This window comes from Arthrobacter terricola, from assembly GCF_004354015.1.
In the GTDB taxonomy this organism is placed as follows: domain Bacteria; phylum Actinomycetota; class Actinomycetes; order Actinomycetales; family Micrococcaceae; genus Arthrobacter; species Arthrobacter terricola.
In genome coordinates this window covers 13,327-34,334 of the sequence record NZ_SMRU01000040.1, presented here as the reverse complement: position 1 = coordinate 34,334, position 21,008 = coordinate 13,327, and the positions used below count along the sequence as shown (strand labels likewise).

The following is a 21,008-nucleotide window of genomic DNA, read 5'->3' as shown; positions in this document are numbered from 1 at the left end:
TTCCGGCATAGCGGTCCACATAGCAGACTCCGCCCAGCATCCCTTGCGCCTGGAACCAGTCCGGATCCGCCTCCCGCCGGGCATCGAGGTCCTTCAGGTCCGCGGGCCGGTCCTGCCAAGACAAGGCGCAGGCGGCGACCAGAGACGCGAGGTGCTCTGTCCAGTCCTCCCGCTCTCCGTAGAGTGAACGGAAGAGCCGCTCCAGCTCGGGGAAGTGTTTCTCGAACCGCCTGCCGAAGTCCCTCCACATGGGACCGTCGCGGTGAAGCCCCGGAACCGATTCGAGGAAATCAAGGACCTGCCGCCCTGTCGTCTGCCCGCCGCTAACCTTGCCTTCCACGAGACCTCCTTGGCTTGAAAATCGGATAAGAACCGTCTGGTCCTACGGCCGGGCCAGGGTGCGCTGGTCCTGGTCGCGTCAATCACCGTATGACCTACACCACATGATGTGCAAGCGCTTACATAAATAACCCGCCTCTATTAAGGGAGTGCTAAGACCTTCCGTGCCGGTATATGGAAGCCATTAAGGGCCCGGGCGGCGGCGGTGTTCGGTGATCTGATGAAAGAGGGGAATCCATGGGCGAGGGCCTGTGGACGTCCCCTGTAGGAGTTGGATTGGCCATGAAGCGTATTGCATCAATCAAGACGGCCCCCGATGCCGTGACCCTGGAGAAGGCGTGTCCGAAGGACTTCGTCGTGGTCGATGACATCGGTGATTTCACTTATTACCCGTCCGAGTCCGCCATGCTCGAAGACCTGGAGTACGTCGACGAAGCTGCGTGCGTTCTGGACCGGGATGGCAACGACTGCCGGCTGGTACTGGATAGGAACCGGAACCTGAGCCTGGGACCCTCGTTCGGCCCGGTGGAATTCAGCTGGCTTCGGCGGGCGTGGATGAACAACCAGCACCGGAACCTGACGGCGCATCGGCTCCAGCGCTTCTATCCCGTCAGCAGGGAAGCGCTTCTGTCCGAGATGTTTGAAACCCTCTCCCTCGAACGGGCGGACCAGGAGGACGACGGGACAGCCTGGGTGTTGGATGTGGGCGACACGGAAACTCATCCGAACACACTTCACGACGTCGATGTCCTCCTCGCTGGAGCGGACCACCTCGAACGGGCCACGGTCCGGGATCCTTTCGGCCATCTGTACCGCCCGGTCCGCCATGGCACCCGCAGGTTCCTTGCCCCTGGTTCGGGGTGGATCTACTACGTCGAAATCAGCGCCCGCGACCGCCGGCCCCGGCACCTTGAGGCCGGCGCTGAGGGCATGGTCAGGGGATGAACCGGTAGCCGATTCCTACTTCGGTGATGAGGTGCCTGGGGTTGCCAGGTTCGCGTTCGAGCTTGCGGCGGAGCTGCACCATGTAGACACGCAGGTAGTTGGCTTCCGTGGAGTAGGCCGGGCCCCAGACTTCATTAAGGAGTTGCTGCTGGGTGATCAGTTTTCCGGGGTTGCGGACGAAGAGCTCCAGGATCCGCCATTCGGTAGGGGTGAGGCGGACGTCTTGCCCGTCGCGGGTGACCCGGCGCATGGCCAGGTCGGCTGTGAACGAGTCGGTGACGAGCACGGGTGGTTCTTCGCCGGGTTCCGTCGTGCGGCGCAGGATCGCGCGGAGGCGGGCCAGGAGTTCGTCGAGCCCGAAGGGCTTGGTGATGTAGTCGTCGGCGCCGGCGTCGAGGGCGTCGACTTTGTCGTCGGAGCCGTGGCGGGCGGACAGGACCAGGATCGGCACACTGCTCCACGACCGGAGCCTGGTGATGACCGTGGTTCCGTCCATGTCCGGCAACCCGAGGTCAAGGATGAGGGCCCCGACCGGGTGCCGGGCGGCTGAGCGAAGGGCCGATTCGCCGTCCGGCGCGGTGGCCACGGTGTAACCGTGGGCCTGCAGGGTGATCTTCAGTGCTTTGACGATGTGGGGATCGTCGTCCACGACGAGGACGTTGCTCATCTCGCCTCCACCGGGGCGTCGCCCGTAGCGTCCGACGGCGGTGTGTGGCGGCGTTCGAACATCACCGATTGTGCCTCCAGGGGTGCTTGCGCTTCTTCGTGGGGGAATGGCGCCCCGGTGGACAGGGGCAGCCGGATGACCATGGTCAGCCCGTCGCCCGGGGTTTCTTCCGCGGTGAGTGTCCCTCCCATGGCCTCGGTGAATCCTTTCGCCACGGCCAGTCCAAGTCCAACGCCGGTGGTCGCCGGGACGTCGTTGAGCCGTTGGAACGGTTGGAACATCCTGAGCACGCTTTCGGCGGGGACCCCTTGGCCGTGGTCGATGATGCGCAGTTCCCCGGACGGTTTGCCGTCCAGGCTCGTGGAGCTGAGTCCGCCGGCGGCACCAACGAGGACGACGTCGGAATCGGGTGCGTATTTGAGGGCATTTTCGACGATGTTGGCGATGACGCGTTCCAGCATCCCGGCGTCGGCGTCGATCTCGGGCATATTTCCGGGAAGGTCCACGCGCACGCGCCCGGGCGGGACGCCGTGCAGGGCGGCCGGGATGACTTCATACCAGCGCACTGGCCTGATGAGCGCATTGACCGAGTCGGAGGTGATGCGGGACATGTCCAGCAGGTTCCCCACAAGGACGTCGAGCCGGTCGGAGCATTCGTCGATGGTTGCGAGCAGTTCCTGTTCCTCCTCCGGCGTGTAATGGACGGTGCTTTGCCGCAGGCCGCCGACGGCGAGCTTGATGCCCGCCAGCGGTGTGCGCAGGTCGTGGGAGACTGCGCGGAGAATCGAGGTGCGCATGGTGTTGCTCTCGGCAAGCCGCCTGACTTCACGGCGGCTGGCCGCCAGTTGCCGGCGTTCGAGCTGGGCCGAAAGATGCGCTCCAAAGGCGCCGAGCAGTCTGCGGTCACTGGCTGGCAGGATGCGGCCGGAGAGGACGAGCCGGGTTCCGGCGTCGAGCTGTTCTGTGTTGTCGCCGCCATCGGGAGAGATCGACGCCGTGTCCCCGGCTTTGGCGACAAGGCGCCACGTGCCGGTCCCGCCCGTATTTCTGGCAACCGGGCCGCCCGTTACCCGGAAGAGTGCGGCGCCGCGCATCTGGAAGACGTCGAGCGCCTGTTTCAGGAGCCCCTCGACAGTGTCTTCGGCGGCCGACGCCCCGCGTGTGAGGTCCCCGAGGGTGGTGGCTTCGGCTCGTGCGCGGGCCGCTTCCTTGGATCGCCTGGCCGAGACATCGACGACGGCGGCCACCGCGGCCGAGACCCCGACGAAAACCAGCAGGGCCAGGATGTTCTCGGGGTCGCTGATGGTCAGGGTTCCCACAGGCGGGATCGAGAAGTAGTTCACCAGCAGGCTGCTGAAAAGCGCACCAAGCAGCGCTGGCCACAATCCTCCGACCAAGGCCACGGCCACTGAGCCGGTCAACTGCACGAGCACGGCCGTAGCGATGTTGTGCGAAGGACTCACAGCGAGGAGAAGCTGCAGGGCAACGGGGAGGAGGATGGCCATGATGAAGCCGGTCACCACACGGGTGCGGCCCAGGTCTCCTTGCCGGGGCCGGTCGACACCCCGGCCGCCCAGGGGATGGGAGACCATATGGACGTCGATGTCCCCGGAATCGCGCACTACCCGGGTGCCGATTCCCCGCCCAGCCAGCCTCGACACTAGGGATCTGTGCCGGGAAATGCCAACGACGATCTGGGTCGCGTTCACACTGCGGGCGAAATCCAGCAGGGCCCTGGCAGGGTCCTCGCCGGCTACCGTGTGGTAGCTTCCGCCCAAGTCCCGGACCAGCAGACGTTGGGCTTCGAGTGCCTGCGGCGATTCCGTGGCGACTCCGTCAGCGGCCCGGACGTGCACGGCGAGCAGGTCCCCGCCGTTGACACGTTTGAGGATCCGCGCCGCCCGACGGATCAGGACGTCCCCTTCGGGCCCGCCCGTGAGGCCGATGACGATCCGTTCGCGTGCGGGCCAGCTCGCGTCAATCCCTTTTTCGGACCGGTATTTGGCGAGGCCTTCGTCCACGCGGTCGGCCAGCCAGAGCAGGGCCAATTCCCGCAGTGCTGTGAGGTTACCGAGACGGAAGTAGTTGGAGAGTGCAGCGTCGATCTTGTCCGCCGCGTAGATCTTGCCGTCTCCCAGCCGCTGCCGCAGCAGCTCCGGCGAGATGTCCACAAGGTGGATCTGGTCGGCACGCCGCACGACGTCGTCGGGCACTGTTTCTGCTTGCCGGACATCGGTGATGGCGGTGACGACGTCACCGAGCGACGCCAAATGCTGCACGTTGACGGTGGAAAGGACGTTGATGCCTGCGTTGAGCAGTTCCTCGACGTCTTGCCATCGCTTTTGATTGCGGCTTCCGGGGATGTTTGAGTGCGCGTATTCGTCGACGACGGCGACGCGCGGCTTGCGTGCCAACACCGCGTCGACGTCCATCTCCTCGAAAGTCGTGTCCCGGTAGGCGATGGTATGGGACGGGATGACCTCCAGGCCTTTTATCAAGGCCCGGGTGTCGCTTCGCCCGTGGTCCAGGGCGAACGCCACGGCGACGTCTTCTCCGCGTCCGCTGAGCCGGTGGGCCTCTTGGAGCATGGCATATGTCTTACCGACTCCGGGGGCGGCCCCGAGGAAGATGCGCAGCGTAGCCCGTGCCATGTGGTTATTCTTTCACTTGTTGAACGCGCGGGTTCCCACGCTGGCTTCCATCATTTGGCCGGTGCCGCTGATCCCGGTGCCGCTGCGGCCACGTCCAGGTTCAGTTCTGTGACGTTGACGGACGGCTGTCCCAGGAAGGCCTCAAGCCCGGTGACGGTGCGGCGGTCCACCATGGCCTGCACTGTCGCAGGACTCAGGCCGTGCGCCTTGGCCACCCGGGGCACCTGAAGGCGGGCATAGGCGGGTGAGATCTCCGGGTCCAGTCCTGATCCACTGGCCGTCACGGCATCGGCGGGGACGTCGGACTCCTTGACGCCCTCGGCGGCAGCGATGGCGGCGCGGGCCGCCTTGACGGCGTCGAGCAGTTTGGGATCGTTGGGCCCCAGGTTGCTCGCGGTGGATGCGCCCGGGTCCCATTTGGCGGCGGACGGCCGCGCGTGGAACCACAAAGGGCTCTGGGTGCCGGAGTTGTCCGCGGAGACCTGCGCAATCAGGGCAGAAGCGGCAGGCTTTCCGGCCGAGTCCTTGATGATCGAGCCATTTGCCTGGAACGGCACAACTGCCTGGCCGATTCCAAAAATCGCCAGCGGGTAGAGCAATCCAAGGACCACGGTGGCCAGGAGCAGGAACCGCAGCGCGGTCCACGCCTGGCGGAGGAAACGGGGAAGTGTGTTCATGGTGGTCTCCTAGTCGATGCCGGGGATGAGGGAGATCAGCAAGTCGATGAGCTTGATCCCGATGAAAGGTGCAATGAGTCCGCCGAGGCCGTAAATCAGCAAGTTCCGCGCCAAGGCTTGGTTTGCCGAAACAGCGCGGTACTTGACGCCGCGCAGCGCGAGCGGAACCAGGGCGATGATGATCAAGGCGTTAAAGATCACGGCGGACAAGATGGCCGAGGACGGCGAAGCCAGGCCCATGATGTTCAGAAGGCCAAGCCCCGGGAACGTTCCCGTGAACAGCGCCGGGACAATGGCGAAGTACTTCGCGAGGTCGTTCGCCACCGAGAACGTGGTCAGCGCTCCGCGGGTGATCAGTAGCTGCTTGCCGATGCCCACAATGTTGATCAGCTTGGTGGGGTCCGAGTCCAGGTCCACCATGTTGGCGGCCTCCTTCGCGGCCGGAGTCCCCGAGTTCATGGCGACCCCTACGTCCGCCGCTGCCAGCGCAGGGGCATCGTTGGTGCCGTCACCGGTCATGGCCACGAGCCTGCCGTGTGACTGCTCGTCCTTGATGACGGCCAGTTTGTCTTCCGGAGTGGCTTCGGCAACGAAGTCGTCGACGCCGGACTCCGCTGCGATCGCCTTGGCCGTGATGGGGTTGTCGCCCGTGATCATCACCGTCCGGATGCCCATCCGCCGCAGTTCGGCGAAGCGGGCGTGCATGCCCGGCTTGACCACGTCGGCAAGGTGGACGGTTCCGAGGACCCGGGCTCCGCCGTCGTGCGCAATGCCGGCAACCAACAGCGGGGTGCCGCCTTGAGCGGAGATTTCCTGCACCTTGTGATCGACCTCGGCGGGCGTTTGGCCGCCTGCCTCTGCGACAAACTTCGCGACGGCGGCTGCGGCGCCCTTGCGGATCTTCCGGCCGTCAAGGTCCAGTCCGCTCATGCGCGTGCTTGCACTGAACTCGACCACGGCGAAGTCTTCCGAATCCTTCAGGAGCACGGCCAAGTCCGGTCCATCAATGCCCTTTTCCTCTGCAAGTTCCACGATGGAACGGCCTTCGGGCGTCTCGTCGGCCAGGCTGGAAAGCCGGGCAGCTTCGATGAGTTCCTCCCGGTCGACGTCGTGCGCCGGAAAAAAGTTGACCGCGCGGCGGTTGCCGTAGGTGATGGTGCCGGTCTTGTCGAGCAGGAGCGTCGTGATATCTCCTGCCGTTTCCACGGCGCGGCCGGACGTGGCCAGGACGTTGTGTTGTACCAATCGGTCCATTCCGGCAATGCCGATAGCCGGAACGAGCGCCCCGATGGTGGTGGGGATCAGGCAGACGAGCAGCGCCACCAGGACAATCGGCGACGGCGTGGCTCCCGCGAGCGATGCGAATGGGGCCAGGCTCATGGTGACCGCGAGGAACACGATGGTCAGGGAAACGAGGAGGACGTGGAGCGCGATTTCATTGGGGGTTTTCTGCCGGACGGCGCCTTCGACGAGCTTGATCATGCGGTCGATGAACGTTTCGCCCGCCTCGGCGGTGATCCGGACGGCGATGCGGTCCGAAAGGACTTTGGTACCGCCGGTCACTGAGGAGCGGTCGCCACCGGACTCGCGAATGACGGGTGCTGATTCGCCGGTGATGGTGGATTCGTCCACGCTCGCCAGGCCTTCGATGATCTCGCCGTCGGAGGGGATGACGTCCCCGGCTTCGCAAATAACGACGTCGTTCTTCCGCAGTTCCGTTCCCGGCACCTCCTTGAGGGTGCCATCCGCGAGCTGAAGCCTGGCAACCACGCCTATCCGGCTGGCGCGCAGGCTATCTGCCTGAGCCTTGCCACGGCCTTCTGCGATGGCTTCGGACAGCGTCCCGAAAAGCACGGTCAGCCAAAGCCAGACCGTCACAGCAATGCTGAAGACCGCCGGTTTGAGGATGCAGATGACTGTGCAAAGGCCCGCCCCGACCAGGACTGTGAACATCACGGGGGAGTGGATCATCTGCTGGGGCGCCAGCTTCCGGACCGCAATCGGCAGGGCTGTTTTCATGCTGGCAAAGTCCAGCTTGGCCGGTGCCTTGGTGTGGTGTTTGTGCTCGCCCGGCGTGCCCAGCGGGTTGCCGTCCGCATAGGTCTGGGCGGTGTCCTTGGCGAATGCCGTACCGGACTTGGTCATTTGAGGAGTCCTTCTGCGAGGGGGCCCAAAGAAAGGGCCGGGAAGTAGCTCAAAGCGGTCATGATGACAGTGACACTGAGCAAGAGGGAACCGAAGAGCCAGCCATGGGTCGGGACAGTGCCGGACGACGCCGGGATCTTGGGTTGTTTCGCCAAGGACCCCGCCAGGGCCAGCACCAGCACCATAGGAAGGAACCTGCCCAGCAACATGGCAACACCAATCACGGAGGATAGGTAGGGACCAGAGGTTGTAATCCCTGCAAAGGCCGAGCCGTTGTTGTTCGCGGCCGACGTGAAGGCGTAGAGCACTTCGCTGAACTGGTGCGGTCCCGAGGCCGGAGCGTTGGCCACTGCATCGGGCAGCAGGACCGTGACACCGGCGCTGGCCAAAACGATGACCGGTGTCACCAAGATGTACATCGCAGTGAGCTTCATTTCCCGCGGACCGATCTTCTTGCCCAGGAATTCGGGAGTACGTCCCACCATCAGCCCGGCAATGAACACCGAAACAATGGCAAGGATGAGCAGGCCGTAGAGACCTGATCCTGTGCCACCCGGGGCCACTTCTCCGAGCATCATGTTCAGCATGGTGATCCCTCCGGCCATAGGCGGGATGGAATCGTGGGCGACGTTTATTGCCCCCGTGGATGTCAGCGTGGTGGCCGTGGCAAAGATCGAGCTCTGGGCGGCGCCGAATCGCTGCTCAAAACCCTCACCTAAACCGCCCGCGGCTGCGGTGGCAGTTCCTTCAGCGCCGGCAAAAGCCCAACCCATGAGGACCGTCGATGCGAGCCACAGCGTGCCCATGACACCGACCACCGTGTAGCCCTGCCGTTGGTCACCCACCATGCGGCCGTAAGCGTAGGGCAATGCAGAAGGGATGAGCAGGATCAGGAAGACCTGGAAAAGGCTTGTGAAGACGTTCGGGTTCTCGAACGGGTGGGCGGAGTTGGCATTGAAATAGCCGCCGCCGTTGGTGCCCAGGATCTTGATGGCTTCCTGGGATGCGACCGGACCGCCGGGGATCGTCTGCGTGATACCCGCCGCCTGGTTGGTGACATCGGTGGACCAGAAATTCTGCTCGACGCCGCCGATCAGCATCACGATGGCCGCGAGGGCAGCCATCGGAAGCAGCACGCGGAAAGACGTGCGGGCGAGGTCCACCCAGAAATTCCCCAGCCTGTCCGTCCGGGTTCGCGCGATGCCGCGGATGAGTGCGACCACCACCACGATTCCGACGGCGGCAGACAGGAAGTTCTGGACGGCCAGCAGGCACATCTGCACGAAGATGCCCATGGTGGTCTCAGGGGTGTACACCTGCCAGTTGGTGTTGGTGGCAAAGGAGATGGCCGTATTCATGGCGGTCCACGGATCTACGCCAGGCAGGGAGTTGCTTCCGGGCAGGACGCCTTGGAGGCGCTGGAGCAGGAAAACCACAAGGATGGATACCGCAGAAAAGACTAGAACGCTTCGAAGGTAAATAGACCAACTCTGCTCAGTGTTTCGGTCTACTCCGGCCAGTCGGTAGAAAAGCCGTTCGACGCGCGTCGATTTTGTGCCTTCAAATACGCGGGCGAGATAAAAGCCTAGCGGCTTGTGCACCAGCACCAGCAGCAACAGCAGGACGGCCACTTGGGTGATGAAGGAGGCAACATTGAAAACCATCCGCCATCACCACTTTTCGGGGTGGATCAACACGGTCAGCAGGTAACCGAAGAGACATAGGCCCGCGACAAACAGGACCAGCCACATGATGGCGTCGGCGCTCATTGCCCGTTCACCGGCCCGTCGCCGTCGACAATTCTTCCTAAGAGGTGGGCTATCCACATCACGATCCCCATGGACACCACGAAGATTCCCACAACAGCCAGGTCGGCCACTGGAACGTCCTTTCATCCGCGCCCCGATTGCGGGGCTGCTGCCAGTCAACTCCCCAGCAAGCGGCGAAAAGCGGTTCCTAACGGTTCCTTAATGCGGGCGGGGGTGATCTTGACGGGGTTTTAATGCCCAGCGGTGACCCGGCCGGGGGCGCCTGAAACGGATACCGGAAGCGTTTGTCCGTGCCGGCGCTTACCTCCCGTCATGAACGTTAAAAGTTCATCAAGAAGCGCCGAGTTTGGCGTGATTCCGCGGCCGACGGTGCTACTTTTCAGCAAGATGGCGATGTTGCATGCTTTCGATTCCGCGTACTGAAAGGACACCCCCGTGACTACCTTGAGCAGGCCCCCGGCGGATCCATCCGCCCCGCGGCCGTCAGGCATGGCGAATCTGCGAACATGGTTGTTGTTCGGGTTGCAGGACAGCAAAGGCACCCACCAAGGCCCGGGAGCGGTCAGCGACGCGCATCTGAAGAAGCACTCGTGGTGGCAGGTCATGTGCCTGACCGGCGTGGACTACTTCTCGAGCCTCGGGTACGCGCCGGCTATCGCGGTGCTGGCCGCCGGGGTGATTTCCCCGATCGCCACCCTCGTCCTGGTCGGCTTGACGTTGCTGGGCGCCCTTCCGGTCTATCGCCGGGTTGCCGGCGAAAGCCACCGCGGTGAAGGATCCATCGCCATGCTCGAGCGGCTGATGCCGCGCTGGACGGGGAAATTGTTCGTCTTGGTGCTGCTGGGCTTCGCTGCGACCGACTTCATGATCACCATGACCCTCTCCGCCGCCGACGCCACCGCCCACTTGATCCAGAACCCGATCGCACCCAGCTGGCTGCAAGGGCAGAATGTCGCGGTCACCTTGTTCCTGCTGGCGCTGCTCGCCGCCGTGTTCCTGCGCGGGTTCAAGGAAGCCATCGGTGTCGCCGTGGTCCTCGTGGTCCTGTATCTGGGCCTGAACGTCGTGCTCGTGCTGGTTACCTTCGCCCAGGTCCTAGCTCATCCGGCCGCGGTCACCGACTGGTGGGGGGCGCTGTCCGCCTCGCACGGTAACCCGTTGATGGTGGTCGGCATTGCCCTGCTGGTGTTCCCCAAACTGGCCCTGGGCATGTCGGGCTTCGAGACCGGCGTCGCGGTCATGCCGCAGATCAAAGGCGCACCTGGCGACACCGAAGACAACCCCGTTGCGCGCATCAAGGGCGCCCGGCGACTGCTCACCTCGGCTGCGGTGATTATGAGTTCGTTCCTGCTTGCCACCAGCTTCATCACGGTCGTGCTGATCCCGGAGAAGGAGTTCCAGCCCGGCGGCGAGGCCGACGGCCGCGCCCTGGCGTTCCTGGCGCACCAGTACCTCGGAGTCGGGTTCGGCACTGTGTATGACTTGAGCACTATCACGATCCTTTGGTTCGCCGGAGCGTCGGCCATGGCAGGGCTGCTCAACCTCGTGCCCCGTTACCTTCCCCGCTACGGCATGGCCCCGGAGTGGGCCAAGGCCGTGCGCCCGCTCGTTCTGGTGTTCACCATTATCGGGTTCCTCATCACTTTCCTCTTCAACGCCGACGTCGACGCCCAGGGCGGCGCGTACGCGACCGGCGTGCTGGTCCTCATGACCTCCGCCGCTGTCGCCGTGACCCTCTCGGCCCGCCGGGCACGGCAGCGCAAACGCACCATCGGGTTCGGGCTGATCGCCGTGGTGTTCATCTACACCACCATCGCGAACATGTTCGAACGCCCCGAAGGTCTGCGGATCGCCGCGATCTTCATTGCCGGCATCATCCTGATTTCCCTGCTGTCCCGGATCATGCGCTCTTTCGAACTGCACGCCTCGCATGTCCGTCTGGACCGGCAAGCACTCGAATTCCTCACCGACGTGCAGGACGGCCCACTCGCCGTGATCTCCCACGAACCCTTGCGCATCAGCCGCGAGGCCTACCGCGACAAGCTCAATTCAGCGATCGAAGTCAGCCACCTGCCCCTTGACCAGGAAGCACTGTTCCTGGAGGTCATCGTGGACGATTCCTCCGACTTCGAAACCGAACTTGACGTGCGCGGCGTGAACAGGCACGGCTACCGCGTCCTGGAGGTGCACGGCCCGGTCGTGCCCAACACCATCGCGTCCGTTCTTCTCCACATCAGGGATGTGACCGGCCTCATGCCCCACATCTACTTCCGCTGGACCGAAGGCAACCCCATCATCAACCTCCTCAAATTCCTCTTCCTGGGTGAAGGCGAAATCGCACCGGTCACCCGCGAAGTCCTCCGTGAAGCCGAGCCCGAGGTTACCCGCCGTCCGTGGGTCCACGTCGGCTGACCGGTGCCTCAGGCACATCGTACGGAAGAAGAGAGCCCAATCTCACGGCCGGCTGAGGCGCGCGGCCGGAGTCATCGCCCCTGTTGCCCGATGATCCCGGCTGCCCGGACGGCGTCCTCAAGTGTGGCCGGTTTCTCGTTCCGAAACACCGCGTCAGCGTCTTCGCGCAAGACGTCGCTTGCCAGCACCCGGACCTGAACCGCGCCGGCCGACCAGGTGCCGCATGCCAAAACGTCCCCGCGGCCGCCGCGGCCACCGGGCCCGGCACTGGTTGAAGGCTGGAACACGATCCACCAATCGTTGCCGTTGGCGTCTTCAAACAGATAGCCACCGCGCCACCTATAGGCGGTACCGTCAACGCCACGCCTGTCGTACCCGGACACGGAACCCGCCGCGGCCGCGAACCTGATCCCGCCCGCGCCGGCCTGAGCACCGATACTCATCGGCGGTGTGCCTGGTGACAGGTCGTAGTTTGTCCCGGCCCGACAACGAGCTGGGCCGCACCCGTAACCACCCGTTCGGTAACCGTCAAAGCCGTCGCGCTCGCGCCGTTCATAGCAGATTCACCGGTCCTCCGATTCACGCGCCATCGTAAGTTCAATTCAGAACATTGAACATCCATCCACGGCGCCCACGGCGGCTTCGGCCACGATCTTGATACTTCTTTAACGCGTTTGACGCGGGCACACAGCCAGGGTTACCGGCTCGCTGTGCTCGGCGCATGCCGCGCAGCCCGGCGACTTGGTGGCGCCGTGTTCAATCATCCGGACGTCGACGAGGCGGCTGGGCCCCGACGGTCGCTCATGTATGACCGCAAAAAGGGGAACGCTCGCGCAGATCCGGCGGGCCGCCGTCGGGCTGTGCTCAGGTCAGTGCGTGGCTCATCGGTCGCCGTTGCTACGTCGTCTGATCTCCTTCCTGGCCAGTAGGGAGACGCGAGCCCAGCACATCGCAACGAGGATCCACGCGGCTGTCTGCCATCCGGGGAACCACAGAAGAGCCACAACCATGCTGACCATGCCGAGTGCGAAGCAGATGCCCTCAAGCCAGCGCAGATCGGCGGTGGACTTCCGCGGAAATTGCGCCGCCGTCAAAATCCAGGCTCTCAATGCTCTGAGCATGACGCCTTGTCCTTCGTTTGGATGGCCCCATCATAAGACCGCACCAGCGCGGGCACACGTCATTCCGGAACAGGGCCCCGGAGCCGCGGCCGCGGTCTGTGTCTCCGGCCGCGACGGCATGGGAGGATAGGTCCTTTTCACGGTTGAAAGCCCGCGTAACGAGTAGAATTCAGGCACTCGAAGAGCTCGCCAAGTTCTTGCCGGGAGGTGGCCATGAGCTACTCGATTTCACCCGAACCCTGCGGTGGATCCCTCGGACCGGCAACCTCGCCCGGACTGCGCACGCTTGTTGTTCCGCGCATGGCGGCCCGAGGCATTGCCTTGGACGAGATCGCCTCGGTCACCCATGTGCCGATGGCCCTTGTGGAATTGATCGTGGAGCACACAACACTTGATCCCCGCCTGCGTGGGGAAGCCCGGACTCAATCTGGGCAAGCTGCCGGTGCCAAGCCCGTGCGCGGTCATTCCCGGTTACGTCTGGGGAAGGGCCTTGTCCGGATGACAACCTTCATCTTCCTTGCGGCGGCAACTCTCGCAAGCGTTCTGCTGCACGCGCCTTTCCTGCCCCTTGCCGTGCTGGTCGCTGGCGGTTGGCTCGGTCGCCGGCCATAGTGATCCCTGGAGCGCCGCAAGCGGTCATCACGTTCCAACGCAGTAACGGCTGCCTGCACCCTGACCAAGCCGTCGCCCACATCGAAGGATTCCACGGAGCGCAGACGGAATTCCTTACGTGCGACCGCCTGGACAACAAGCGCCCGGACATGCGCTTCGGCCGCAAAGTGGCTGCCGTGTTCAGCCCAAGCCCTAGCTGGGGAAAATCACGCAGACCGAGCCTGCGTCAGGAAATGTGGATCAGTACCGCACGGAGGCGGCACCGCAGCCAGGGAGGAGGCCGGGCATCCCACCCGGCGGTTGCCCCTCCTCGTAAGACCTTTGGCACTTCGCGGCGTAAACCCGGTATTCCGGGAGCCAATCGGGGCAACCCCTTAGACCGGGGGAGCCTGTCCTGACCCGGGGCGTCTCTCGAGGTTGGGGGTCGCTGGCATGTATCCGCGAGGGAGCCTCAGCTAACGAACGGCACCTTGCGACTGGATGGTAGGTCACCGGCCCGGTCCTGGCAAAACGGGCCGCGGCTCCGCGTTTGTGAACCGGTGGTATCGGAATTATCCGTCGCTTGTTGTTCATCCCGGGGCAACCTGGACTGTATAGCGTCGCGGTCGTCTGTCCCGCGGCACGGTCGTGCCAACCCTTTAGGAGGATTCTGATGAAGAAGACCCAACTCGCAGGCATTGTCGGCGTGGTCCTGACCGCGGTGGGAGGAGCCGGCACACTGGCAGCAGCCGCTCCTGCCGCTGCCGCCGGGTCCGCGCTGCACGCGCGCGTCATCCTGGACGGCAAGGCCCACGGCTGGTCGTCACCTGATGATGCGACCTTCATCGGGCCGCACATCTTCGTCGGCTTCCAGAACGGCGTGCCCTCCGACGGCCCGGCTGTCGGGACCCCGCAGCAGAGCACGCTGGTGGAAATGAAGCCCAGCGGCGAGATCGAACAGACCTGGAACATCACCGGCAAAATCGACGGTATGGGCGCCGACGCCGCCAATAATCGCGTGATCCTCACCGTCAACGAAGACAGCAACAGCAGCATGTACACGGTCGATCTTGGTGGCGCGGTGCAGCACTACACCTACGACGAGGCCTTGCCGCATGGCGGCGGCACCGACGCGGTAAGCGTCTTCCACGGCGCTATCTACACCAGCGCGTCCAACCCCTCCGGCGGTCCTGCGCTCTACCGAATCACCCTCAAAGACGGCGGAGTCGCCCATGTGGACACCACGGCGATCAATACCGACAGCGTGGCCAGCGTCGCGAACGCCGGCCAGTCCGGCTCCACCCAGCTCGCGCTGACGGACCCGGACTCGAACACGGTCGTCCCGGCGAACGCAGAGCGCTTCGGCGGCGACTTCATGCTCGACGCCCAGGGGGACCAGCAGGCAGTTTTCGCATCCAGCCTCGCCCCCAACGCGCCGCTGCAGGTCCTGAACCTCGCCCAGTCAGTCGACGACACCACTTTCGCTACGCACTCCGGGGGCAAGTTGATCGTGACCGACGCCCATTCAGACACTGTGGACATCGTCGACGGCCACCTCGTCGAGGGCGCAGCGTATGCCGCGGTCACACCGGGCAATTCGAACACCCCGCCGGTGCCCACTCCCGCGAACTACCTTGCGCGCCTCAACCTCAACGATGGAAGCGTCACCCCGCTGGCGATTTTGGGCACCGACGTCGTCCCCCACGGTGTCATCTATATGCCCTGAACAAACTGAGGGCGGCTACATCGGTAGCCGCCCTCAGCGTTTCAATCAGTTGCCCAGCAGCTCACCCCAGTAGCGGGGCCCCGACGGTGTCGTACATCGCGTAGTCGTCCGTCGTGAGAGTTCCGTTGCTGAACAGGTTCAACCCGAAGCTCAGTGCGGTGGCCCCGGCGGGGACTGCCGCCGTCGTGAAGCTGGCCTGGGTGTAGGTGCTCGCGGCCGGCAACCACGGCCCGGACGTCCAGTACACCCAATTGCCGGAGGCGTCCCGGTAGTACACAACGAACTGTGTGACAGCGGTTGAGGTGTACCAGGCCCTCAGTGAATAGGTGTGGCCCGCTGTGGCTGCCGGTGCGCATGTGCTGTTGTCCAGGGTGGGTAGCAGTTTCGCGTCGCCGCTGACGTAACCGGTGACGGTCAACTTCTCGGCCTTGGTGCCGGTGTGTGCCGCCGAGACGGTGCTGAAGGCTGCGGTGTTGGTGCCGTATCCGCCGGCCTGCCAGCAGAGGGGGAAGCCGCCGATGCCGGCTGTTTCAAGGCTCGGGTTTTGGACCAGGTTTCCACCCGCGGGCGGTGGCGGCGGAGGCGTCGGTGCGGTGCCGACGTCGTACATCCCGTAATCGTCGGTGGTGATGGTGCCGTTGGTTTGGATGTTCAGGCCCCAACTGATTCCTGACGCGCCGGCTGGCAGGGGTGGCGAGGTCCAGGTGGCTTGGGTCCAGTTCGTTGCGGCGCCGATCAGCGGACTTGCCGTCCAGTACTGCCAGAACCCGTTCCCGATCCGGTAGTAGAGCTCAAACTGGGTTGCCGCCGTCGACTTGTACCAGGCTTTCAGCTGATAGGTATGTCCGGGGGTGCCAGTGGGTGAGCAGCCGCCCAGATCCAAGGCCGGCAATAGCTTCGCATCCCCGGACACGTAGCCGCTCATCGTGAGTCGTTCGGCGTTCTTGCCGGTGTGGCCGGGGGAGACGACGGCGAAGGCGGCGGTGTTCGTGCCGTATCCGCCTGCTGCCCAGCATTGCGGGATGCCGCTTGCCAGTGTTTCCAGGCTGGGGTTTTGGATCATGTTGGTGCCCGCTGGTGGCGGTGGCGGGACTGGCGGGCCCTGGACTGCGGGCTTCTGGGTGCCGCCGATGACCTGGTCCACGGTCTTCACCGCGACGGTGCCGGCCGCCTTTTGCTGCGCGAGCCAAGTCGCGAACTGGTTGAACAGGGTGGGGGTGATGGTCAGTGTCGGGTCCGTGCCGACCGCGATGTGGTGGAAGGTCAACTGGACCCAGCCACCGCCGGCCGCCTGGGCGTGGGTCACCTCATTCTGCAGGTCCTGCAAGGTCCAGGTGCTGTCTACCTCATCCGGGGCCGCGGTGTCATAGGGGTTGGCCGGAGGGATGGTTTCTGCCGCCGGAAGCTTCGCGGAGGCGGGATCCGGAGCGGCAATGTCACCCAATCCCCGGGCACTGTTGAACCCGCATTGCTTCACCAGGGCCTCCGTGGCCGGGTTTTCGGACGCGAAGGGGTAGGCGAAACTGGTGACTTTGAAGCCCATGTTCATCAAGGCGACACGACCGTCACAGATTTGCCGGGTCGACTCGGCGGTGGTCAGGGAGACGAGGTCCGGGTGGGTGACAGTATGGCCTCCGATCTCGTTGCCGTCGGCGGCCATTTGCTGCAGGTTCGCAGTGGTCAAGTACGTGGGCTGGTCGATCCAACCGGTGGTGATGAAGAAGGTGCCGTTCAGTCCCAGGCTTTTCATGGTGGATTCGGCGGTCATTTGGTCCGCGTTGCCGTCATCGAATGTCAGGGACACCACGGTATTCGCTGCGGCCTGCGCTGGCGCGGCGAACACCGTCGCCGCGAGCAGCCCGGCAAACACCAGTGCTGTGCTGCCAAAGGCAGTCCAGCGTTTCCATAAGTTCGTATTCCTCATGATTAACTCCTCCCCAGTTTGTTCTGATGTAGCTAGTTAGTCCGTGCGGAATCGTTGGTCCGCATGTGGCCACAGGAAGCCTCAAGGTTGGGGTGAGCATAATGAATCGAAGCTCCGATCAACCGCTATTTGATCGGAGCTTCACCAAGGTCGGTCCGGGTCAGTCCTGAGCGAATCCGCTGTGGGCGGTCCACCCGATCGAGGCCTGGTGGGGCCGTCATGGTTGAAGGGCCGCTACCCTGCGGGGTGCAGAAGCAAAGCTACTCGGCCAAGCAGCACGTCCTTGAAGTTTCCCTCGGGGTATTCGCTGTAAAAGTCTCCGTTGACGGCATGGCTGAGCACGAGATAGGGGTGATCGTCCTTGTCGTAATACTTCTTGACGTTACCGAAGCCAAGCTCGAAGGTGGCCGGGCCAGCGGAACTAAAGATCTGGACCCAGTCGCTCGTTATGACAGGTTTTGTGTCGAAGCTAGCGGGACATGTATCGGCTTCCCAAGGATGGTGGGTCCATTCCCTGCGCCAAAGACCCCCGCCGGTGTCGATGTGGAATCCGGGGAAGAGCTCCCACCCGTCTGCTGCTTTCGACGGGCGATAGGTGCCGAAGAACCGCTTCCATGCCGATTCAAAAACATGTTCGGGCCAGACTTCGATGGGTTCGGTCGGAACGCCGCCCTCATGGAGGGTTTGAGCGGCGTCAGCGAACATTGAGCAGGCTTCGCCAACCAGGCGCTCAGCTTCGATGTAGGACGGCGTCCTGGCCTCGCCCGCGAATCGCGAGTCGTATTTTTCTAGTTCCATGGCATGATCCCGATTCGGCGCTTGTCATTCTTCGGCTTTGTGGTTCTTGTGCTCGGTGAGGTTCTCGGAGAGCGTGGCTAGGTTGGCGCGCACATCGCATTCGGGGAGGTGTGCGGGGTCGTTGAGGTAGTCGAACACTTCCTCGGGTGGGACCGGGATGACTATGCTCTCGTCGGTGATGGGCATTGCTACTCCTTCCTCAGAAGGGCTTGCCTCGATGGGCCTGAAGCGCGCGATCGCGTGCCGTGCGAGCGAGTTGGCGTGCCGCATTGCCCGGAATTGGGGTATTCGTCGAGGATGGGTACTTGGTTGGCGCGCCCGTACGGGCAAGATGCGGTGTACCCCCAGTCGGTCTCCGCGCAGCGATGCAAGTCAAATAGACCCTGATCGGCCCAAGGTACCACCGGGCACAGAGGCGACACCAGATGTCAACGCGCGCTACATTCGTCCGCCCTCCCCATACCTAAGAGCGGACGATGCTAAGCACTCGCGAATTTCTTCCCGCAGTCCAGTAGCGATCACTCGCGACCGCCTTTGGTTGGACCCTGTAGGGTCCGAGGTGGGTTGCAGAAGGCCTGCTGTTTGGTGTTCAGGAAGCAAGAGGCCTCCGAAGCGTCACGGTGACACCCCACCACGATGCATCTGAAGATTCGACTGCGTCCGAGAGTGCCTGCGGGCACCATCGTGTCCCTGACCTTCGATGACACCAACGCGGACCAGCTTCCTGCCGAACAGACGATGAAATCCCTCGGTCTCACCGGCACCTTCTTCACCGTCTCGGGGTGGATCGACCAGCCCGGATACCTCACCCAAGCCAATCTGCAACAGATCGCGGCCGACGGCAACGAGATCGGCGGCCACACCGTAACCCACCCCGACCTGGTCAATCTCCCCGCCGACGAAGCCACGCGGCAGATCTGCAACGGCAGGGTCGCCCTGACCAACATGGGCTTCAAGGTCACCAGCTTTGCCTACCCCTTCGCTTCCCAGGATCCCAACACTCAGGCCATCGTGCAGAACTGCGGATTCAACAGCGCCCGCGGGCTCGGAGACCTGCAAAGCAATGACCCGGCCTCCGCCGGATTCCCCGCCGCGGAAACCATTCCTCCGGCCAACCCTTACGACACCGCTGCGCCCTCCGAAGCCGACAGCACCTGGACGCTGGCCGATCTGCAGAACTCCGTTACCAATGCCGAGGCAGCCGGTGGCGGCTGGATGCAGCTCACCTTCCACCACATCGCGGTCGGCACCGACCCGACCTTGACCATCAGCCCTGACCTGTTTGGCCAACACCCCTGCCTTCGCCGTCGTCAACCCCGGCCACACTGGAAACTCCTGCCGGCCCTGGACCTGGGCGGATGCTCCCCAGCCGGAACACCGGGACACACGTATCTGCTCAAGGCGTGGTACACCTCCACCGCACCGACCCAGTTCGAGCTCTACTACCGCACCGGCACCGGATACTGGCAATACTGGACAGCCAGCCCCCTGCTCAATGCCGCGACTGACTGGACCCAAGCCACCTGGACCACACCTGCCCTCCCGGCCGGCGCCTCGGGCATCAGCTGGGGAATGAACATCCAAACCAATGGCACCATCACCACCGACGACTACGAAATGTACGACACCGCAACCACGCCTGGCCCCTAAAGAGTGCCGACGAGGGCCAAAACCCCACCGTCGCAAGATGCCAACTTCGGAATAGGTGCCATGTCCGCTCGCGCCCAACACCCCGTGTCCGACCGGCGCATCCAGCTGAGAATCAGTGAAAGCTGCCATCATTGTTTTTTCAGGTCTCGCGAACGATCCTGGCGCCTGCCAGTTTCCGTGTCAGGAGGAATTAATGGTTGATGGGCGCCACCGCCCCCGCGGTAGATCAGCCGCCAGGACGGAGACTACGGGTGCTCCTAGGCACATGCGACCGAAGTCCCGGCGCAAATTTGTCGTCCTTGTCTCGGTTGCTGCCTGCCTGGCGCTGGCCGCCACTGCAGTCGTCGCCTATGTGGGCGGCACGGCGGTTGCGGTCAACAACAACGTGCACCGCTCGGATGCCCTCAAGGACCTGAAAACGCTGCCCCAGGCGGTGCCGAAGCTCAGCCAGGACACCAACATCCTGGTCATGGGGCTGGATACAAGGGTGGACGAGCAGGGCAAGCCCCTTCCTCCTGAGATGTATGACGCCCTTCACGCGGGCGATGAAAACACCGGCGGCTACAACTCCAACGTCCTGATGCTCATCCATATACCCGCGGACGGGTCCAAAGCCACCGGTATCTCCATTCCCCGCGATGACTACGTCCAGGTTGACGGCATACCGGGAAGCGGCCCGTTCAAAGCGAAAATCAAAGAGGCATATGGTTACGGTTTCGCGGCAGCAAAAACTGCTTTGATCAATGCGGGAAAGCCCGACGACGACACCACCTACCAGGCGGCCCGCGACGCCGGGCGCAAAGCCGAAATAGCCACTGTAACCGCGTTCCTGGGCAGCGTGCACATCGACCACTTCCTCGAAGTCACCATGGCCGCGTTCTACCAGACCGCCCAGGCCATTGCACCGATCACAGTGTGCATCAACAAGGCCACCCAGGACACATTCTCCGGGGCTGACTTCAAAGCAGGCATGCAGCAAATCGACGCGAAACAGGCCATGGCCTTCGTCCGGCAGCGCCGGGATACGTCCGACCCCAACTACTTGTTCTCGGACTTGGACCGCGAACGCCGGCAGCAGGCCTTCATCACGTCCGTATCCCACCAGCTCAAACAGGCCGGAACCTTCACGGACGTCGGGAAAATGCAGGCTGTGCTGGACGCGGTGAGCAAGAACATCGTGGTGGATTCGGAGTTGAACCTGATCGAGCTGGCCCAGCAGGCGACCTCCCTGACCGGCGGCAACATTGCCTTCACCACGCTGCCGATTACCGGGTTCGGAACGTCCCCCGAGGGCGCCTCCATCAATACCGTGGACATCAACCAGATACAGGCCACAGTCAAGGAACTCCTCACTCCGGCGCCGCCCGCCCCGCAACCCGCATCGGCAGCACCTGCGCCGGCCGCGCCGAGCTCACCCTCCACCACAGCGCCCCAGGCGGTAGCGGCTCCGGGAGCTGCAACCCTGTCCGCGGCCGCCCCGCCAACACCCGCCAGCAACATCTATGCTGATTCCACCGGGGCGCTTCAAGGCGGTGCCATTCCCTGCGTCAAATAGGGATTGAGGTCGGCAGGAAAGGCGCGGACCAGAAAACG

16 protein-coding genes, 2 pseudogenes and 1 riboswitch are annotated in these 21,008 nt (G+C 63.7%); of the genes and pseudogenes, 6 read left to right on the top strand and 12 right to left on the bottom strand.

Annotated elements, in window-relative coordinates; translation table 11 throughout:
• Positions 1-340, bottom strand: a pseudogene (locus E1809_RS23190) (amylosucrase); the annotation flags it as partial.
• Between the two features lie 281 nt (positions 341-621).
• Between E1809_RS23190 and E1809_RS23185 the strand changes: the two are divergent.
• Positions 622-1,284, top strand: a complete 663-nt coding sequence (locus E1809_RS23185) for a hypothetical protein (protein WP_133206605.1) — start codon at positions 622-624, stop codon at positions 1,282-1,284.
• Here the strand turns inward: E1809_RS23185 and E1809_RS23180 are convergent.
• From E1809_RS23180 to E1809_RS23155, 6 genes are read right to left on the bottom strand one after another with little or no spacing between them, the layout of a single operon-like run.
• Complete coding sequence (locus E1809_RS23180) at positions 1,274-1,951, bottom strand: response regulator (protein ID WP_165962476.1); 678 nt, start codon at positions 1,949-1,951, stop codon at positions 1,274-1,276. The two genes, E1809_RS23185 and E1809_RS23180, sit on opposite strands and share 11 nt — an antisense overlap.
• Positions 1,948-4,602, bottom strand: coding sequence for a DUF4118 domain-containing protein (locus E1809_RS23175; protein ID WP_133206603.1), 2,655 nt, complete (start codon positions 4,600-4,602; stop codon positions 1,948-1,950). The genes E1809_RS23180 and E1809_RS23175 overlap by 4 nt, the downstream gene beginning before the upstream one ends.
• Positions 4,603-4,652: 50 nt before the next feature.
• Positions 4,653-5,279, bottom strand: a complete 627-nt coding sequence (gene kdpC / locus E1809_RS23170; protein WP_133206602.1) for a potassium-transporting ATPase subunit KdpC — start codon at positions 5,277-5,279, stop codon at positions 4,653-4,655.
• Positions 5,280-5,288: 9 nt separating this feature from the next.
• Positions 5,289-7,424 carry a potassium-transporting ATPase subunit KdpB gene (gene kdpB / locus E1809_RS23165; protein ID WP_133206601.1) on the bottom strand — a complete coding sequence of 712 codons (2,136 nt, stop codon included), beginning with the start codon at positions 7,422-7,424 and terminating at the stop codon, positions 5,289-5,291.
• The gene (gene kdpA / locus E1809_RS23160; RefSeq protein ID WP_133206600.1) at positions 7,421-9,088 is read right to left on the bottom strand and encodes a potassium-transporting ATPase subunit KdpA; all 1,668 of its coding nucleotides are present in this window, start codon (positions 9,086-9,088) and stop codon (positions 7,421-7,423) included. Before kdpA ends, kdpB begins: the two co-directional genes overlap by 4 nt.
• Positions 9,089-9,094: 6 nt before the next feature.
• Positions 9,095-9,175, bottom strand: coding sequence for a potassium-transporting ATPase subunit F (locus E1809_RS23155; RefSeq protein ID WP_235835747.1), 81 nt, complete (start codon positions 9,173-9,175; stop codon positions 9,095-9,097).
• A gap of 453 nt (positions 9,176-9,628) precedes the next feature.
• Between E1809_RS23155 and E1809_RS23150 the strand changes: the two genes are divergently transcribed.
• Complete coding sequence (locus E1809_RS23150) at positions 9,629-11,605, top strand: APC family permease (protein WP_133206598.1); 1,977 nt, start codon at positions 9,629-9,631, stop codon at positions 11,603-11,605.
• Between the two features lie 71 nt (positions 11,606-11,676).
• Here the strand turns inward: E1809_RS23150 and E1809_RS23145 are convergent, their stop codons facing one another.
• Complete coding sequence (locus tag E1809_RS23145; RefSeq protein WP_133206597.1) at positions 11,677-12,048, bottom strand: hypothetical protein; 372 nt, start codon at positions 12,046-12,048, stop codon at positions 11,677-11,679.
• 891 nt (positions 12,049-12,939) lie between these two features.
• Between E1809_RS23145 and E1809_RS23140 the strand changes: the two genes are divergently transcribed.
• Positions 12,940-13,338, top strand: coding sequence for a hypothetical protein (locus E1809_RS23140; RefSeq protein WP_133206596.1), 399 nt, complete (start codon positions 12,940-12,942; stop codon positions 13,336-13,338).
• Between the two features lie 32 nt (positions 13,339-13,370).
• Here E1809_RS23140 and E1809_RS27905 read toward each other — a convergent pair.
• Positions 13,371-13,490, bottom strand: a pseudogene (locus tag E1809_RS27905) (hypothetical protein); the annotation flags it as partial.
• Between the two features lie 147 nt (positions 13,491-13,637).
• A riboswitch (M-box (ykoK) riboswitch) is annotated at positions 13,638-13,808 on the bottom strand.
• A gap of 182 nt (positions 13,809-13,990) precedes the next feature.
• Here E1809_RS27905 and E1809_RS23135 point away from each other — a divergent pair.
• Positions 13,991-15,043 (top strand): hypothetical protein, encoded by a 1,053-nt coding sequence (locus E1809_RS23135; RefSeq protein WP_133206595.1) that lies wholly within the window; start codon positions 13,991-13,993, stop codon positions 15,041-15,043.
• A 61-nt stretch (positions 15,044-15,104) separates the two neighbouring features.
• Here the strand turns inward: E1809_RS23135 and E1809_RS23130 are convergent, their stop codons facing one another.
• The 3 genes from E1809_RS23130 to E1809_RS23120 form a co-directional block, all read right to left on the bottom strand.
• Positions 15,105-16,967: a polysaccharide deacetylase family protein gene (locus E1809_RS23130; protein ID WP_133206594.1), complete on the bottom strand. Its 1,863-nt coding sequence runs from the start codon at positions 16,965-16,967 to the stop codon at positions 15,105-15,107.
• A 234-nt stretch (positions 16,968-17,201) separates the two neighbouring features.
• Positions 17,202-17,765, bottom strand: a complete 564-nt coding sequence (locus E1809_RS23125; protein WP_133206593.1) for a hypothetical protein — start codon at positions 17,763-17,765, stop codon at positions 17,202-17,204.
• A 24-nt stretch (positions 17,766-17,789) separates the two neighbouring features.
• Positions 17,790-17,951 carry an SRPBCC family protein gene (locus tag E1809_RS23120; RefSeq protein WP_133206592.1) on the bottom strand — a complete coding sequence of 54 codons (162 nt, stop codon included), beginning with the start codon at positions 17,949-17,951 and terminating at the stop codon, positions 17,790-17,792.
• A 480-nt stretch (positions 17,952-18,431) separates the two neighbouring features.
• On the opposite strand from E1809_RS23120, the gene E1809_RS23115 reads away from it, so the two are divergent.
• Both E1809_RS23115 and E1809_RS23110 read left to right on the top strand, forming a co-directional pair.
• A complete protein-coding gene (locus tag E1809_RS23115; RefSeq protein ID WP_235835746.1) occupies positions 18,432-19,415 on the top strand; it encodes a polysaccharide deacetylase family protein in 984 nt (327 codons plus the stop codon).
• Positions 19,416-19,680: 265 nt separating this feature from the next.
• Positions 19,681-20,970 carry an LCP family protein gene (locus tag E1809_RS23110; RefSeq protein ID WP_133206590.1) on the top strand — a complete coding sequence of 430 codons (1,290 nt, stop codon included), beginning with the start codon at positions 19,681-19,683 and terminating at the stop codon, positions 20,968-20,970.
• Positions 20,971-21,008 lie beyond the last annotated feature (38 nt).

Coding starts and splice junctions, on each gene's coding strand:
- E1809_RS23155 (WP_235835747.1), bottom strand. CDS start 9,175: ATGTGGCTGGTCCTGTTTGTCGCGGGCCTATGTCTCTTCGGTTACCTG.
- E1809_RS23125 (WP_133206593.1), bottom strand. CDS start 17,765: ATGGAACTAGAAAAATACGACTCGCGATTCGCGGGCGAGGCCAGGACG.
- E1809_RS23120 (WP_133206592.1), bottom strand. CDS start 17,951: ATGCCCATCACCGACGAGAGCATAGTCATCCCGGTCCCACCCGAGGAA.
- kdpC (WP_133206602.1), bottom strand. CDS start 5,279: ATGAACACACTTCCCCGTTTCCTCCGCCAGGCGTGGACCGCGCTGCGG.
- E1809_RS23135 (WP_133206595.1), top strand. CDS start 13,991: ATGAAGAAGACCCAACTCGCAGGCATTGTCGGCGTGGTCCTGACCGCG.
- kdpB (WP_133206601.1), bottom strand. CDS start 7,424: ATGACCAAGTCCGGTACGGCATTCGCCAAGGACACCGCCCAGACCTAT.
- E1809_RS23130 (WP_133206594.1), bottom strand. CDS start 16,967: ATGAGGAATACGAACTTATGGAAACGCTGGACTGCCTTTGGCAGCACA.
- E1809_RS23145 (WP_133206597.1), bottom strand. CDS start 12,048: ATGAGTATCGGTGCTCAGGCCGGCGCGGGCGGGATCAGGTTCGCGGCC.
- E1809_RS23110 (WP_133206590.1), top strand. CDS start 19,681: ATGCGACCGAAGTCCCGGCGCAAATTTGTCGTCCTTGTCTCGGTTGCT.
- E1809_RS23175 (WP_133206603.1), bottom strand. CDS start 4,602: ATGGCACGGGCTACGCTGCGCATCTTCCTCGGGGCCGCCCCCGGAGTC.
- kdpA (WP_133206600.1), bottom strand. CDS start 9,088: ATGGTTTTCAATGTTGCCTCCTTCATCACCCAAGTGGCCGTCCTGCTG.
- E1809_RS23140 (WP_133206596.1), top strand. CDS start 12,940: ATGAGCTACTCGATTTCACCCGAACCCTGCGGTGGATCCCTCGGACCG.
- E1809_RS23180 (WP_165962476.1), bottom strand. CDS start 1,951: ATGAGCAACGTCCTCGTCGTGGACGACGATCCCCACATCGTCAAAGCA.
- E1809_RS23185 (WP_133206605.1), top strand. CDS start 622: ATGAAGCGTATTGCATCAATCAAGACGGCCCCCGATGCCGTGACCCTG.